Origin of the sequence: Rhodococcus sp. 14-1411-2a (assembly GCF_002259485.1) — a bacterium.
Taxonomy (GTDB): domain Bacteria; phylum Actinomycetota; class Actinomycetes; order Mycobacteriales; family Mycobacteriaceae; genus Rhodococcoides.
In genome coordinates this window covers 240397-255806 of sequence record NZ_NPGA01000012.1, presented here as the reverse complement: position 1 = coordinate 255806, position 15410 = coordinate 240397, and the positions used below count along the sequence as shown (strand labels likewise).

Sequence of the window (15410 nt, the reverse complement as noted above, 5' to 3'; positions counted from 1 at the left end):
TATGACCTACGTCACTGCAGTCACAGAAGTTATCCACAGTATCCACAGATCGATCCACAGAATCGGGGTCTGTGCCGGTTTCTATCCACAGGTCAGAGCGTCGAGTCGGTCCCCCGGTGTATTGAATACCAACTCGGCCTGTGGATCGATGGTGATTTGACACAGCCATCGTCTGCGGTCCTGCGAAGCCGCTGTTTAGGCTGGCGAACATGACTAACCCACCGCAGGTCGTTCCGCAGGCTCCACTCCCGTCCATCGAGCTACGCGTCTTCACCGAACCGCAACAGGGTGCCACGTACGACGACCTGCTGCGCGTCGCGAAAGCTGCCGAGGAGTTCGGCTACGGCGCATTCTTCCGATCCGACCACTACCTCGCGATGAGCGGTGACGGCGGCCCAGGGCCCACCGACGCGTGGATCACCCTGGCCGGGCTGGCCCGCGAGACCTCGACCATTCGGCTCGGCACCCTCGTCACCTCCGCGACCTTCCGCTACCCGGGCCCCCTGGCCATCAGCGTCGCCCAGGTCGACGCCATGAGCGGCGGCCGCGTGGACCTCGGTCTCGGTGCCGGCTGGTTCGAGGACGAGCACAAGGCCTACGGCATCCCGTTCCCTCCGCTCGGTGAACGTTTCGACCGCCTCGAAGAGCAACTCGCCGTCATCACCGGACTCTGGGACACCCCCGTCGGCGAGACGTTCTCACACGCGGGCACGCACTACCCCGTCACGAACTCCCCCGCGCTCCCCAAGCCGGTGCAGACGCCGCACCCGCCCATCGTCATCGGCGGCGGAGGCAAGAAGCGCACCCCGGCACTCGCCGCGAAATACGCCGACGAGTTCAACATCCCTTTCGCCTCGCTGGCCGATACCGAGACACAGTTCGGTCGCGTCCGCGCAGCCTGCACAGCAGCCGATCGCGATCCCGACTCCCTCGTGTACTCCAACGCCCTCGTCCTCTGCTGCGGCCGCACCGAAGAAGAAATCACACGCCGCGCCGCTGCCATCGGCCGCGAGGTATCCGAACTACGCGAGAACGGTGCCGCAGGAAGCCCCGCCGAACTCGTCGACAAAATCGGTCGCTTCGGAGCTGTCGGAGCCACCCGCGTGTACCTGCAGACCATGGATCTCACCGACCTCGATCACCTCGAACTCGTCGCATCCGAAGTTCTCCCGCAGCTCTGACCCCCGCCGAAACCCGCCCCCTGAGTCCACTCAACGTGACATTGACTGCCCAAAAGTCCACTGAATGTCACATTGAGTACCCAGGGGGTCGGTCAGGTGGCGGATCGGGCGCTTAGGCGGGCGTAGTGAGTGCTGATATGTCGTGCCGCGGGCAGTTCGATCCATCGGTACATGATTTCGGCGAGTGCGGCGGTACCGGCCAGGAATGCCAGGACGGCGGCGCTGGGGCCGAGGTGTGGTTCGACGGTTGCGTAGATGCGGTAGAGCACGAGGGTGTGGATCAGGTAGATCGCGTAGCTGCGGGTGCCGATCCATCGGATGACGGGCCAGCGGGTGATGGGTCCGTTGTATCGGGCGAGTATCAGGACCGTTCCGGTGACGACGAGCAGTGTCCAGAGGTAGGTGTCGCCCATCCAGAAGGTGTGGACTTCGATGGCGAGTCGGATCACTTCGATCTGGGCGATGACGCCGACGACGACCCATCGCCAGGTGATCAGTCGTGCCCATCCGAGGTAGGCGATCTGGCCGAGAAACAGCGTGGGGAGTACGCCCGCGACCTTGGTCAGGAACGGGACTGTGTAGGGCTGCGGTAGGTAGAGGTTGTAGACGATCACCAGGGCGCACAGTGCAGCTCCGACGAGTGGCACCACGATGGGTCTGGTGTTCAGCGTTCCGCGCATCGAGATGCAGTAGAGGTAGAACACGATCTGGACGACGAGGGTCCAGGTGACGCCGAGGACGGCAACTTCCGGTCGCAGGAAGAAGCCGCCGAGGAAGAAGCTGAGGAACGCTTCGCCGTTGGTGATGCCGGGTTGGCCGCTGAACATTCCGTTGAGGCCGAGTTTGACCAGGATGACGGCCATGGCGACGGCGAACCAGAGCGCCGGGACGAGGCGGGCGAGGCGCGCGACCATGAAGTCCCGACGCGATTGCCGCATGGCGGATCGGGTGATCAGCAGGCCGGTGAGCAGCATGAAGATACTGACTCCGACGAACGAGAGGTGCATGTTGAGGCCCGCGTCCTCGATGAGGACGGTGTTGACGACGTCGATCATCCACCAGCCACCGCCGATGTCGTCGAGCAGATAGAACGAAATGTGTGAGTACAGCACCGCGAGGACGGCGATGACGCGGAGGAGGTCGGCACCGTCCATCTGGACTCGGGGCGCGTCGACCGGCTGCGTGGCGGCGGACTTGTCGACCGTATTCTGGCTCGGTCGGTCCCCTTCCACACCCGCGAGTTTAGGTTCCGTTCATCTGTAGGACCAATCCGCGGCCGCTCCGCAACTGATTCGTGATATTCGGAGCAGATTCACAGCCGAATTATTTGCCTGTCTCGTTCACACGAATTTATTCCGAGAAAAGCATCTCGGTTACAACTGTTGCACTGGGGGTAGGAATGAGATTGGGTTGAACCCTACGAAAGATCCGCAGTAGGACGAACGTGCCCGCATCACACGATGGGTACGGCGTCGTTAGAGAAGGGAACCACGTGTCCGAGTACACCTTGCCCGACCTTGATTTCGATTACTCCGCCCTCGAGCCGCACATCTCGGGCGAGATCAACGAGCTTCACCATTCCAAGCATCACGCGACCTACGTCGCAGGCGCGAACACCGCGGTCGAAAAGCTCGCCGCCGCGCGTGACAACGACGATCATGCAGCCATTTTCCTGCTGGAGAAGAATCTCGCGTTCCACCTCGGTGGCCACGTCAATCACTCCATCTGGTGGAAGAACCTCTCGCCCAACGGTGGCGACAAGCCCGAGGGCGAGCTCGCTGCCGCGATCGACGACCAGTTCGGTTCGTTCGACAAGTTCCGCGCACAGTTCACCGCTGCCGCCAACGGCCTGCAGGGCTCCGGCTGGGCAGTTCTGGGCTACGACTCGCTCGGCAAGAAGCTGCTCACCTTCCAGCTCTACGATCAGCAGGCCAACGTGCCGCTCGGCATCATTCCGCTGCTCCAGGTCGATATGTGGGAGCACGCCTTCTACCTGCAGTACAAGAACGTCAAGGCCGATTACGTGAAGGCGTTCTGGAACGTCGTCAACTGGGCCGACGTCCAGGCTCGTTTCGAGGCCGCAACGTCGAAGACCCCGGGTCTGATCTTCCCGTAGGTCCTCGCACCACCGGCTTCACCGACAGCGTCGATGGACCACTGCCCCGCTCAGACGGGTGCAGTGGTCCATTCACGCTTCGAAGGGAGTTCGCTGGCACTCTCCCCATCTTGTGTGCCAGCCGTTTTCGCGTCATTCTCTTCCTACCCAACGTCGTGTACCCGGCTTCGAGCCCTGTACCTGTCTGGGAGGAACAATCGAGATGGACGAGCGAGATCTCATCGGTGTTTCACCGTTTCATGCCGCCGGTCTGCTGCGCGGATTCGTTGTTTCCGGGCGCTGGCCGGACACCACCAAGGAATGGGCGCAGTTTCTGGCCCTCGCTGTGCGGGTGGCCTCGATGCCGGGCCTGTTGGCGACGTCGACGGTGTTCGGGGTACGTGAGGAATTGCCCGACGACCCCGCGCCGGGGACGGTCGGTCTCGTCGTCGCCGAAGGTCCGGTGATCGGTGACTTCGCATTGGCTCCCGGACGGTTCGCCGCGCATCAACCTGCCGCGCTGCTGATGCTGCATCCACCGTCGGAGACGACACCGACACTCCCGGAATGTGTCGGCGCGGCGTCCGGCTGCGTTCTGCTCCCCGGCCTTCCACATCTCGGACTCGACCATCGGGCGGCCTGGGTGGAGGCGGAGTCCGACGGCACCGTGACGTCGATGGTCAGTCGGGTCGGTCTCGATCCCATCAGCGATCCCGACACCGCAGTTTTGGCGATGCTCCTCGCATCCTGACCGCTGTCCGCACACGAATTTTCGGGAACCCAAACTTATTGTCGCATTGGACAATTCGCGACGACGCCCCTACAGTCGTGTGTAGCGAAGGGGAGTAGCCCCCAATCACCGTGTCGACATACTGGTTGCTCGAATGCAACCCGGCACCTGAACCGGCCAGTTCCGGTGGGCGAGACCTTCGGTCCTGTCGACGACCGAGGAGTCCGCTGTGCTGTCCGCATTACTGTTGAGTTTCGCTGTCATTTTCGTCGCCGAGCTGGGTGACAAGTCCCAGCTCATGGCCATGACGTTCGCCCTGCGCTACAAGTGGTACGTCGTCATCGGCGGCATCACCGTTGCCACCACCGTGGTGCACCTGGTCTCGGTCGCGGTCGGCCACTTCCTCGGTGTATCGATCCCCACCGAGGCGATCTCCATCGTCGGCGGCATCGCGTTCGTCATCTTCGGCCTCTGGACGCTACGCGGCGACTCCCTGTCCGACGACGAGGGCGCGAAGGCCTCCCGGGTCACCAAATCCGCATTCCTCGCGATCGCGTCGGCGTTCTTCCTGGCCGAGCTCGGCGACAAGACGATGCTGGCCACCGTCACTCTCGCCGCCGACAACGACTGGGTGGGCGTGTGGATCGGCTCTACCGTCGGCATGGTCGCTGCCGATGCACTCGCCATCGTGGTCGGCGCGGTACTCGGAAAGCACCTGCCGGAGCGCATGATCCAGTACGGCGCGGCCATCCTGTTCTTCGTCTTCGGTGCCGTCCTGTTCTTCGAGGGCCTGATGCCCGGCACCGCAGCTCCCTACATCGCTGCCGGAGCAGTCGTCGCGATCTCCGCCGTCGTCATCGCCGTCTTCGTTCGACGCTCCCGCATCAGGGCAGCGCGGGAATCGGCACAGCAGACCAGCACCGAACACGCCTGACCTTGGTTTACACTCCTCTCCCGGGAGGGGTGCATGAACAACGAGCAGCAGGTGAGTACGACCGACGCGGCGCACCACTCGACCGACCGTCTGATCAGAATCTTCGGCCGTTTCGTCGGTACCGGCTATCTCACCTATCTGCTGCTGTTGATCCCGGATATCGCACGGAGCAGCGAGGTGGTTCCCGGTTGGTGGACTCCGGTCACCGTTGCGGTCGTGTTCGGCACCGGATTCGCGTTCGCGGCCTCCACCTTTCACCCGAGCATCGGGGTCATTCGCATTGCCGGTTCCGTGGCCGCGTTGGCGTTCCCGATCATGGCGGTGCTGTGGTGGGTGGCGTGGGACGGCGAGACGTTCGATCAAGCCGGGACGTTTCTCTCGGTGTTTCCCGGCCTGGCGGCACTCGCCGCCGCCACGGTGTGGCACCCCGTCCCGGCGTTCATCCACATGAGCGTCAGCGTCGTTCTTGTGCAGCTGGCCAACCAGGCTGTGCGAGAACCGTTCCCCCGCAGCAACATCATTGCGGAGATCTTCTTCGCGATGATGTTCTGCACGGTGTTCGTTGCCGCGACACTCGCCGCGGTGCGCACCGGACGCATTCTCGACGCGACGATCTCGACCACACACGACGACGCGGCCCGGGCGGCTGCGGCCACCGCGCGTGAGGTCGAGCGCGAACGATTCGACGCGCTGATCCACGACGAGGTCATGTCTTCTCTCCTCGCTGTTGCCCGCCATGGCCGCACGCCCAGCCTGGCCCGTCAGGCGCGCTCGGCCCTGCTGCATCTCGATGACCTGACCACCGGCACCGTCTCCGAGACGTTCTCGGCCGACGAGACTCTGGCTCAGCTTCGTTCTGCCGCAACGACAGTGGACGAGTCGATCGACTTCACCGTGCACGAGGGCGCGCTCGAGCGGACAGAGCACTACCCGGCCGAGACGGTACGCGCCATCGCCGCGGCACTGGCAGAGGCTTTGCGCAACAGTAGAATTCATGCCAGGGCATCACATCGTTCGGTTGCCGTGGAGCTGGCCCCGTCGTCGATGCGCATCACCGTTCAGGACAACGGCATCGGCTTCGATCGACGTTCGGTGCCGCCCCACCGACTCGGCGTCGCCGTCAGCATCGAAGGCCGAATGCGTCAACTCGACGGCGGGTCGGCCGAGATCGAATCCTCCAGCGCAGGCACCATAGTGCGATTGGGGTGGAAGCGATGAACGGCCAGGACATCCGCGACCTGCTGTCGATGAGGTCGGCGGCGGCGTACGCGGTTGCCGGTTTCTTCATCCTCGCGTGCCTGGTGTGCGCATCCGCAACCCTGACCGGGGTGTCCGCAGTGTGGCCCGAGTACGCAGCTGTGCTTGCACTCTCGGCCGCGGTCATCCTGCTGCTCCGGGCACCTGGTGACCCACTGACCGCGCAGTCGACCGCACTGATGACCGTATCGGGCCCGGTGGCAGCCGCGCTGGTCTTCGCCGTCCTGCCGGTGCCGCTGACCGGAAGCTTGCAGACCTGGCCCCTGGGGATGTCGGTGGTGATCTACACCTTCATGTGTGTCCGCGGTCGCACACTCGCCGCGTGGCTCGGGCTGGCACTGACCATGTCGGTGGCCATCGGGTGGGCGGCGGTGACGGGTCAGGGATTTCTGTACGGGCTCTCGTTCAGCGCGATCAACATCGCGCCGCTGTTGATGGCGACGTTCTTCGCCTTCACCATTCGTCCCTTGGCCGCCGCAATTTTCGAGCTGCGCAAGCAGTCGACGGTGCGTATCGCGTCCCAGGCCGCGGCGGCGGCCGTGCTCGAGGAACGCGACGCTCGTCTGGCCAGTCTCGACGCGTTGGCCCGTCCGCTGCTGCAGCGCATCGCCGACGGCCCCGATCCCACCGAGGAGGAAGTCCTCGCGTGTCGACTCCTCGAAGCCGAGCTCCGCGATTCCCTCCGCGCCCGCGGTCTGGTGCGACCCGATCTCGCTCGCGCGGCCAGGTCTGCGCGGGCCCGCGGGGTGGAGGTGATGATGCTCGACGACCGATCTCCGAACGCTCTCGACGACGACGCCCGAGAACGCATCGTGGCCGCCGCGTCGAGCGCACTCGATGCCGCCAAAGCAGGCGCGGTGACGGTCCGGCTCCTACCTCCTGGCCGCCCCGTGGCGGCGACGATTCTGCTCGACGACCTGGGCGACGGTGCACACCGAGTCGAGTACGACCACACCGGGCGCAACCGAAGCTGACGGCCGGGTTTGGGCGCAGACCGTCGTGGTTACCCTGCGGCGGACCAGTTGGTCTGCCGCACCGGCAGCCGATGAACGGAGCCCAGCAATGCCTCTCGATCGTCGATCCTTCCTGATCGGATCCGGTGCCGCCGCAGTGCCGTTGCTGCTGGCCGGATGCGGCTTCGTCAGATCCAGCCCGTCGCAGCAGACCGAGGGCACACTCACGTTCACCACCTGGGGTACCGATGCCGAGCTGGCCGGCTTCCGCGACTCGATCAGCGCGTTCGAGGCGGCCAACCCCGGGACGACGATCACCCTCAACGCGGTGCCGTACGAGCAGATGTTCACCAACATCGACGCCCAACTACAGGCGGGCAATCCACCCGACATCTTCCGCGTTCCGTACTACACGTTCGGTGCGTACGCCGGCCGCGGCCAATTGCTCGATCTGTCGCCGCTGTTGGCGTCGGACACGCGGGATCAGTTCACGCCCACAGCGTGGGCCGCAGTGCAGAACGGCGGAATCCCCTACGGCCTACCGCACCACACCGACACTTCGGCAATTCTGGTGAACCGAAACCTGTTGTCGCAGGCCGGTATCGACTCGGTTCCGACAAGCCTGGACGACGCCTGGACGTGGGACGAGTTGGCGTCGATCGGCGACCGACTGCGTTCCTCGCTGCCGGCCGACAAGTACCCGTGGGCCTACAACTGGCAGGGCAACGGCGTCACCCGCTGGTTGAGTCTGCTGTTCCAGGCCGGCGGGTCCTTCCTGGCCGAGGACCAGAAGACTCCACTGATCGACTCCGACGAGGCGCGCCGAGCCGTCGAATTCTCGTCGTCGTTCTTCTCGAACGGCTATGTGCCGGCGAACAACACCATCGCGTCGTCGAGTTACGCCAGCGAGGCCTGGTTCTCGCAGTCGGTGGCGATGGTGTGGTCGGGTGCATTCCAATTGCCCGACGCCGATGCGACGGCCAGTTTCGATTGGACGGCCACCTTCGCACCCCGAGATCGCCGGGGCGGCGGCGACTTCGGTGGCAACGCACTCGTCGCCACGTCGCAGACCTCGCAGCCGGAGCTGGCGGCGTCGTTCCTCGAGTTCGTCACCCAGCAGGAACAGATGCGCAACTTCTGCAGGGCCGCCTCGTTGCTGCCGACGCGTACCGATCTGCTCAACTCCGACCTCGAGTTCGATATCCGGTCGGAGCTGGCCCCGATCTTCGCAGCTCAGGCCACTACGGTGCAGCCGCAGGATGCCGCTCAGGTCGCGTCGCCGTCGATGTCGGCGATCATTCCGGTTCTCAAGGAGCAACTCGATCTTGCGTTCGCCGGTTCGCAGGATGCCGCTGCCACCGTCTCGGCGTTGCAGAGCGGAATCGCCGGGGTCACCGGCGCATGACGGCTGTAGTACGAGCGAAGACCAAACGCGCCGGGGCCAGGAAGGAAGCGTTCGCGGCCGCCGGATTCCTGGCCCCCAGCTACGTACTGTTGGCCGTGTTCGTCCTCGTTCCTCTCGTCGCCGCGTTTGTCGTCAGCCTGCAGCAGACGGACGGCTTCGGTGCAGGTGAGTTCGTCGGGGCAGCCAATTACGTGCGCCTGGTGGATGATCCGCTGTTCTGGAGGGCGCTGATCAACACCCTGCTGTTCACGGCGTTGGTCACTCCGCTGTCGATGCTGTTCGGTCTGATCGCTGCCGTCCTGCTCAATTCCGCGTTGCCGGCGAGGCCGCTGTGGCGTTCGCTGGTGATCCTGCCGATGGCCGTCTCGGGCGTGGCCACCGGACTGATCGGCATTCTGGTGTTCGACCAGAACTCGGGCGTGCTCAACAATCTCATCGGTTTCCTCGGGCTGCCTGCTATCGACTGGCAGTCCTCCCCCGGGCCGGCTTTCGCGTCGATCGTCATCGCCACGGTGTGGTGGCGCACCGGGTTGAACATGCTGATCTATCTGGCCGGTCTTCAAGGTCTCGGTCCCGACCTCTACGAGGCGGCCCGGCTGGACGGCGCGAACGCATTTCAGCGCTTCCGCAACGTGACGGTGCCGCTGCTGGGTCCCACGTCGTTCTTCCTGCTGGTGCTCAACGTCATCTACTCGTTCCAGGTGTTCGATCTGGTCTTCGTCCTCACCGGCGGTGGACCGGGCGGGGCGACGTCGGTGCTGGTCACGTACGCCTACGAGACGGGCTTCGTCACCCGCGATCAGGGCTACGCCGCATCGATCGGCATGGTGCTGTTCCTGTTCGCCCTCACCTTCGCCGCCGCGCAGTGGCGCGCGAGCCGAACGAAGGATCTGGTCGAATGAGCGGGCCGAGAAACGCGTCCGCTCGACGCGCACTGGTGCTGCGCACCGTGATCATCGCCGTCATCGGCCTGATCACCGTCGCACCGCTGTATTGGATGCTGGCCGTGGCGTTCTCGACTCGCGGGGAATTGCTGGGCGGGGGTGAGCTACGGTTGTGGCCCCGCCAGGTGACGTGGGAGAACGTCACCCGCGTATTCGACTCGTTCCCGGTCGCGACGTGGCTGGGCAACTCGATCGCCATTGCCGTCGTGGTCACGATCATCACCGTGGTGACGAGTCTGCTCGCGGGATATGCGTTCGCGCACTTGAAGTTCCGATTCTCGACGCCGCTGTTCTTCATCGCGCTGGCAACGTTGGTACTGCCCGTGCAGGTGATCATGGTGGCGCTGTTCCGCATCGTCGTCGGACTCGGTCTGTACGGCACGTACTGGGCGGTGATCCTGCCGAGTTCGGCGTCCGCGTTCGGGCTGTTCCTCGCGCGCCAGTTCATGCTCGGCATTCCCCGTGAGCTGCTCGAGGCGGCCCGACTCGACGGTGCCGGGCATTGGCAGATCTTTCGACGCGTCGTGCTGCCGCTGTCGGGACCGCTGATCGCCGTCCTCGCCTTCATGAGCCTGCTGCAATCGTGGAACGACTTCGCGTGGCCGCTGATCGCACTGCGGGAGAACGAGTTGTTCACCCTCCCCATCGGCCTGCTGTACCTGCAGGGCCAGGCGAACAGCGACTACGGTGCCACGATGGCGTTCGCGCTGATCAACGTCGTGCCGATGGCGTTGCTGTTTCTGTTCTTCCAGAAATACTTCATCGCCGGATTCGCGCGCAGCGGTATCAAGTAGGCCCCCTCCAGGGTGCCTGAGGGCGGGTGAGGTGCCCCGCCGGTTATGGTGCAAGCGACTACGAGGTCGCAGCCTGTGCCGCGGCCCGCCACCGTGAGCGAAGGGGATCGTACGACGTGGAGATTTCAGGAACAGCAGCACTTGTCACCGGCGGGGCATCGGGCCTCGGAGCCGCAACGGCCGCACGTCTGGCCGCCGCGGGCGTCACCGTCTTCGGACTCGATCTGCCACAGTCCATCGAGCGGGCCGGAGACAGCGTCCCGGCCGGGGTGACTCTCATTCCGGCAGACGTCACCAGCGAAGCCGAGGTCGAGGCCGCACTGGACACCATCGTCGAATCCGGAGTGCCGCTGCGCATCGTCGTCAACTGCGCGGGGGTGGGCTGGGCGGGCCGCATCCTGTCCAAGAAGGGACCGCACGATCTAGAGCTGTTCCGCACCGTCATCACCATCAACCTGCTCGGTACGTTCAACGTGATGCGCCTGGCCGCGAACCGGATGCAGTCGCAGTCGACCGTGGACGACGCAGGCCAGCGCGGCGTCGTCATCAACACCGCATCGGTGGCGGCGTTCGAGGGCCAGATCGGCCAGATCGCCTACACCGCTTCCAAGGGCGGCGTGCACGCGATGACCATCACCGCAGCTCGCGACCTGGCGCAGGTCGGCATCCGCGTCAACACCATCGCCCCCGGCATCGTCGACACCCCGATGCTGGCAGGCGTCACCGAGGAATACCGTCAGGGCCTCGAGGCCTCGGTGCCGTTCCCCTCACGTCTGGCGCAGCCCAGCGAGTACGCGCAGCTGGTCCAAATGATCGCCGAGCACGACTACCTCAACGGTGAGACCATCCGCATGGACGGCGCGATCCGCATGGCTCCGCGTTAACCTCTGACCACTGGCGCGTGACCCCGCCGATCGAGGCGGGGTCACGCGCGAGCGCGCAGGTCCGCTACCGTCGGGATTTCCTTCTCCGCGCGGTCGGACATCCACTCGCGCAACACTTTCGTTGCGAGCACGTCGTCCTCGTTGTAGACGAGCAGTCGCTCGCGCTGCGTGTGGTCGGGCTCGGCGTCGTATCCGACGGCCTCGCGGTACCACCCCATCGACGCCTCGCCGCCGGCTTCGTCGTCACGCCAAGCGAATCCTGCGACCGGCGCAATCTTCTTCAGTCCCTTGCCGTTCGGGCAGATGAACTGATCACTCACGGCCTGGTAGATGTCCACCCACTGCTCGCTGTCGATGAACTCGCGAATCTGCGCCTCGGTGGGAACCCCGGGAACGTCCGCGAAACGGCGTGCCGAGTCGAGCAACCACTTGTCTTCCGCCTGTCGCGAATAGCAGTACGCGGCAAAGGTTTTACCGCGCGCGGCGGCGTCGGCCCTGGTATCCATCAGCCAGTTCCAGAACACCGCGAACGAGCGTCCCTCGTCGACGGTTGGCAGCGGATCCCACGTGACGAAACCCCGATACGACGGCGGCGGGCCGCCCGCCTCGGTGAGCAGCGTGCCCCACAGATACGCGCCATGTTCCTGGTAGCTCTCCATGTCCACGTCCACCTCGACGTCGGCGCGATGCACCGAGACGGTCTCCGAGCGCCGGAGCAGCGGCACGTCCGCTCGCCAGGCCAGCGCGGCGGACACGGCGTCGTCGAAGTTTCCGAACGGCCACTCCTCGGGAGCCGGGCCGGTCCACTGCGCCAACTCGTCGATGGTGCGCACGCCCGCGCTGCGCAACACCTCGGCGCGGGACCCGGAGGCGACAAGCGAGACGTCCCGAACGGCTTCGAGTTGCGGCTTGCAGTCGAACCACCATGCACACGAACGACATTCGCTCACCTGGGAGGGCACGGTGAACGCGACGCCCTGGGCCACCTCGAGCCGGTCCGCGAAGCGGGTGTCGTACTCGTCGAGGACCGTCGCGAGATCGTGCACCAGCATGCATTCACCCTTGTAGCCCACCGCGCCGCCGACGGGTGTGGCCGTGGCCAGGCCCTCGTGCGCGAGCATCCGATACAGGTGCGCGAGCCGGAGTTGATCGCGCAGCTGACTGCGCACCTTTCGAGTCTCGTCGATCGCCGGAGACCACTGGTCGAGCGGGGTGGTGCGCGCCCCACGGCCGGGGTCGGTGACCTTGTGGTTGACGACGATCACCGGGATGTATCCGCCCGCCGCGTCGCGGACGAGCAGTTCGCTGCGCCCGCGTCGTCCGGTGTCGCGTTCGAGGGGCAGTACCGCGTTCCAGATGCGTTCCACGCCGGCCCGGCAGGCGGCGACGGTCGCGTCGGCAGCCTCTCGGGCGGTGGGTTCGTCGATCTCCATCCACCGCATCGAATCGTCCACGGCCAACTGCGCACGGACGTTCTCGCGGTGCGCCTGAGCTGCTTCTCGACGCTGCCGCACCCCTGGGTTCTCGGGTTCACCGCGCAGCAACGATCCGTACGCGGTGTCGAGATAGAGCCGATGCCTGCACCGCGTCAACGATCCGGCATCGAGCAGCACGGGCACAGGTGATGTTGCTGCCGCGCCTCGTTGACCGTTCACACTGTTAGACACTAGGTCAGCCCTCCGACAGCCTGCACAGATCAGCGCCCGATAGGGTGTGGGTAACGCACTGTCCCGCCTAGCAGCACACGTCAGGAGCCTTTTCGATGGGTTTGTTCCGCAAGCGTAAGGGTCGAGCCACTCGCAAGGCAGAGGCCAAGGCGCTCAAGCACAAGGCAACACTCGAAGCGAAGCTGGGCGCGAAGAACGAGCGCAAGCAGTTGAAGTCGATCGCCAAGGCGCAGCGCAAGCTCAGCGCGGTGGAGGCGAAGTCGCAGAAGAACGTCGAGAAGGCCCAGGTCTCCGCTCTCAAGGCGCAGCAGAAGGCCGCGGTACAGGGAACGCTCAGCGTGGCTCAGATCCGCAAGTACCTCGGCATCGCTCGACTGCTGATTCCGGTGCTGGCTCCCATCCTCTACCGCGGTGCGACCGTCGTTCGCGCGCAGCTGGACAGCCGCAAGGCACAGCAGCTCGGTGTCGCTCCCGACCAGCTCAGCGAGTACACCGGCCACGGCGGAAAGCTCAGTGCCCGCATCGCCGGTGCCGAGAAGTCGCTCGACACCATCGGTGCGCGCCACTCCGATCCCGAGACCAAGAGCTTCGGTGCCGCGATCAGCGAGCGTCTGGACGATCTGACCACCGCCGTCCGCGCATCCGAGCAGATGCCGCCCGCTCGCCGCAAGACCGCGCACGCCGCGATCTCCGCAGAGCTCGACGGCATCGAGGCCGATCTGCTCGCCCGCCTCGGCGTGCGCTGAACCCTGCACAACCGATGACCGACAGCTCTGCCGCCCCGCTTCGCGGCGGAGCTGTCGGTATCGTCACCGCGGCGCTCGCGGTGGCCGCTCACGGCATGGCCGGCGGCGGTTGGCCCGACGGTTCCGCACTGGCTCTGCTCGTCGTCGTCAGCATCGGGGTGGGTGCCATGACGGCCCTGCCCAGACGTTCGACCGTCCTGCTGCTTCCCGCTCTGCTGGGCGGACAACTCGTCGCCCATATCGCGCTGAGCCTCGGCAGTGCAGCGGAGATGCACGCGCATTCACTGTTGCCCAGCACAGCGATGATCGCCTTTCACGCGGCCGCCTCGGTCGTCACCGGCCTGATGATCGCCGCGGCCGAGCGCCTCTACGGCCCCATCACGTCCATCGTCCGAGCAATTCTCGCGCTCCTCACTCCCCTGCCCGACGGTTCCGCCGTCGGTCGCGTGTCCATGTCCGTCGCGGTTCCGTCGGTAGACGGCACCGCTCTGGACTGGGTCATTTCTCGTCGCGGTCCCCCGATGTCGTCTTGCTCGTTCCGCGGGCTCCACTCGCGGTCGGCATTCTGACCGACACCCTTTTCCGCTTCTCTGCACAGAAATGACCCAACCCATGAAGAGCTCTCTTTCCCGTGCCCTGTTCGTCTCGGGAGCCACCGTCGGCGCACTGCTGATCGGCGCAGGCGCTGCGTCCGCGCACGTCGTCGTCTCCGCTCCCGACGCCGCGCAGGGCGGCTACTCGGTGCTGACGTTCCGCGTTCCCACCGAGTCCGATACCGCCTCGACCAGTTCGGTCAAGGTGACCCTCCCCGGCCTCAATTCCGCTCGCACACAGCCCGTTCCGGGCTGGACATCCACCGTCGAGAAGGACTCCGCCGATCTCGCGGTATCGGTGACGTGGACGGCGAACCCCGGTTCCGAGGTCGGGCCAGGCCAGTTCCAGCAGTTCCTGCTCTCGGCGGGCCCGCTGCCCGAGCAGGAGACCGTCTCGTTCCCGGCCACCCAGACCTACACCGACGGTGAGGTCGTCGACTGGAACGAGCCGATGACCGAGGACGGTAGCGAGCCCGAATTGCCCGCTCCCACCCTGACTCTCGCCGCGGCCGGCAGTGATGCGCACGGCAGCGCCCACACCGAGACCACCGCCGCCTCTCAGGCGTCGACGTCTTCGGAGGACAACACCGCCCGCTGGCTCGCCGGCGTCGGACTCGTGCTCGGTGCCGTCGGCGCAGGCCTTGGCATCGGTGCAACGATCAGGGCGCGGCGCTCATGAGATCACTGGTCCTGTCCACGAGGGCGCTGGTCGTCTCGGTCGCAGCACTGCTGATGCTGTTGATCGCCGCACCGATCGCCTCGGCTCATTCGCAGGTCACCGGGTACAGCCCGGCCGACGGGTCCTCCCTGGACGCGGCTCCGGCCACGGCGTCCGTGTCGTTCAACGAGGTGCCGCAGTCGCAGTTCGCCACACTCAACGTCGTCGGGCCCGACGGCAACATCTGGTCGAAGGGTGATGCGCGCATCGAGGGCCAGAGCGTCGTCGTCGACGTCGGCGAGCTGGGGCCGGTCGGCGAGTACACCCTCGCGTACCGCATCACCTCGGCCGATGGCCATCCGGTCAGCGGCACAGCGTCGTTCACGCTGACGCAGGAGGGCTCAGGGACTCCGGGGGCACCCGCCGACGCGTCGGGAAGCGCAGAGGAGTCCGAGGGCTCGTTCCTCGGCGGCTACGGTCGGATCGCGCTGATCGCCGTGGCGGTTCTGGCCTTCGCCGGGGCATTGGGATTCGCGCTCCGTAAGCCCAAGACCCGGAAGTAGCACCGA

At 65.6% G+C, this 15410-nt stretch carries 16 protein-coding genes; 14 read left to right on the top strand and 2 right to left on the bottom strand.

Going from position 1 to position 15410, the window contains the following annotated elements; all coding sequences use genetic code 11:
- Positions 1–254: 254 nt before the first annotated feature.
- Positions 255–1181 carry an LLM class F420-dependent oxidoreductase gene (locus CH291_RS10800; RefSeq protein ID WP_094687473.1) on the top strand — a complete coding sequence of 309 codons (927 nt, stop codon included), beginning with the start codon at positions 255–257 and terminating at the stop codon, positions 1179–1181.
- Between the two features lie 92 nt (positions 1182–1273).
- On the opposite strand, the gene CH291_RS10795 is transcribed toward CH291_RS10800, so the two are convergent.
- On the bottom strand, positions 1274–2413 hold the full coding sequence (locus tag CH291_RS10795; protein ID WP_373455122.1) for an acyltransferase family protein: 1140 nt from the start codon (positions 2411–2413) through the stop codon (positions 1274–1276).
- Between the two features lie 260 nt (positions 2414–2673).
- On the opposite strand from CH291_RS10795, the gene CH291_RS10790 reads away from it, so the two are divergent.
- The 9 genes from CH291_RS10790 (at position 2674) to CH291_RS10750 (ending at position 11177) form a co-directional block, all read left to right on the top strand.
- Positions 2674–3297 carry a superoxide dismutase gene (locus CH291_RS10790; RefSeq protein ID WP_045197953.1) on the top strand — a complete coding sequence of 208 codons (624 nt, stop codon included), beginning with the start codon at positions 2674–2676 and terminating at the stop codon, positions 3295–3297.
- A 202-nt stretch (positions 3298–3499) separates the two neighbouring features.
- Positions 3500–4027: a peptidase gene (locus CH291_RS10785; RefSeq protein WP_094638518.1), complete on the top strand. Its 528-nt coding sequence runs from the start codon at positions 3500–3502 to the stop codon at positions 4025–4027.
- A 208-nt stretch (positions 4028–4235) separates the two neighbouring features.
- Positions 4236–4940, top strand: a complete 705-nt coding sequence (locus CH291_RS10780) for a TMEM165/GDT1 family protein (protein ID WP_094669705.1) — start codon at positions 4236–4238, stop codon at positions 4938–4940.
- A gap of 33 nt (positions 4941–4973) precedes the next feature.
- Positions 4974–6158 (top strand): hypothetical protein, encoded by a 1185-nt coding sequence (locus tag CH291_RS10775; protein WP_094669706.1) that lies wholly within the window; start codon positions 4974–4976, stop codon positions 6156–6158.
- The gene (locus CH291_RS10770; RefSeq protein WP_094687472.1) at positions 6155–7171 is read left to right on the top strand and encodes a hypothetical protein; all 1017 of its coding nucleotides are present in this window, start codon (positions 6155–6157) and stop codon (positions 7169–7171) included. Before CH291_RS10775 ends, CH291_RS10770 begins: the two co-directional genes overlap by 4 nt.
- Before the next feature lie 88 nt (positions 7172–7259).
- Complete coding sequence (locus CH291_RS10765) at positions 7260–8555, top strand: ABC transporter substrate-binding protein (protein ID WP_068045032.1); 1296 nt, start codon at positions 7260–7262, stop codon at positions 8553–8555.
- Positions 8552–9457, top strand: coding sequence for a carbohydrate ABC transporter permease (locus CH291_RS10760; RefSeq protein WP_094687430.1), 906 nt, complete (start codon positions 8552–8554; stop codon positions 9455–9457). Before CH291_RS10765 ends, CH291_RS10760 begins: the two co-directional genes overlap by 4 nt.
- Entirely contained in the window at positions 9454–10293 is an 840-nt protein-coding gene (locus CH291_RS10755; RefSeq protein WP_068045038.1) for a carbohydrate ABC transporter permease, read from the top strand. The genes CH291_RS10760 and CH291_RS10755 overlap by 4 nt, the downstream gene beginning before the upstream one ends.
- Before the next feature lie 116 nt (positions 10294–10409).
- Positions 10410–11177: an SDR family NAD(P)-dependent oxidoreductase gene (locus CH291_RS10750; protein WP_068045041.1), complete on the top strand. Its 768-nt coding sequence runs from the start codon at positions 10410–10412 to the stop codon at positions 11175–11177.
- Positions 11178–11218: 41 nt separating this feature from the next.
- On the opposite strand, the gene CH291_RS10745 is transcribed toward CH291_RS10750, so the two are convergent.
- Complete coding sequence (locus CH291_RS10745) at positions 11219–12832, bottom strand: TM0106 family RecB-like putative nuclease (protein WP_373455121.1); 1614 nt, start codon at positions 12830–12832, stop codon at positions 11219–11221.
- Between the two features lie 107 nt (positions 12833–12939).
- Between CH291_RS10745 and CH291_RS10740 the strand changes: the two genes are divergently transcribed.
- From CH291_RS10740 to CH291_RS10725, 4 genes are read left to right on the top strand one after another with little or no spacing between them, the layout of a single operon-like run.
- Positions 12940–13590 carry a DUF6474 family protein gene (locus tag CH291_RS10740; RefSeq protein ID WP_037186611.1) on the top strand — a complete coding sequence of 217 codons (651 nt, stop codon included), beginning with the start codon at positions 12940–12942 and terminating at the stop codon, positions 13588–13590.
- A 14-nt stretch (positions 13591–13604) separates the two neighbouring features.
- Entirely contained in the window at positions 13605–14159 is a 555-nt protein-coding gene (locus tag CH291_RS10735) for a hypothetical protein (protein WP_068045053.1), read from the top strand.
- 43 nt (positions 14160–14202) lie between these two features.
- Positions 14203–14862 carry a YcnI family copper-binding membrane protein gene (locus CH291_RS10730; RefSeq protein WP_068045127.1) on the top strand — a complete coding sequence of 220 codons (660 nt, stop codon included), beginning with the start codon at positions 14203–14205 and terminating at the stop codon, positions 14860–14862.
- A complete protein-coding gene (locus CH291_RS10725) occupies positions 14859–15404 on the top strand; it encodes a copper resistance CopC family protein (RefSeq protein WP_094687429.1) in 546 nt (181 codons plus the stop codon). Before CH291_RS10730 ends, CH291_RS10725 begins: the two co-directional genes overlap by 4 nt.
- Positions 15405–15410 lie beyond the last annotated feature (6 nt).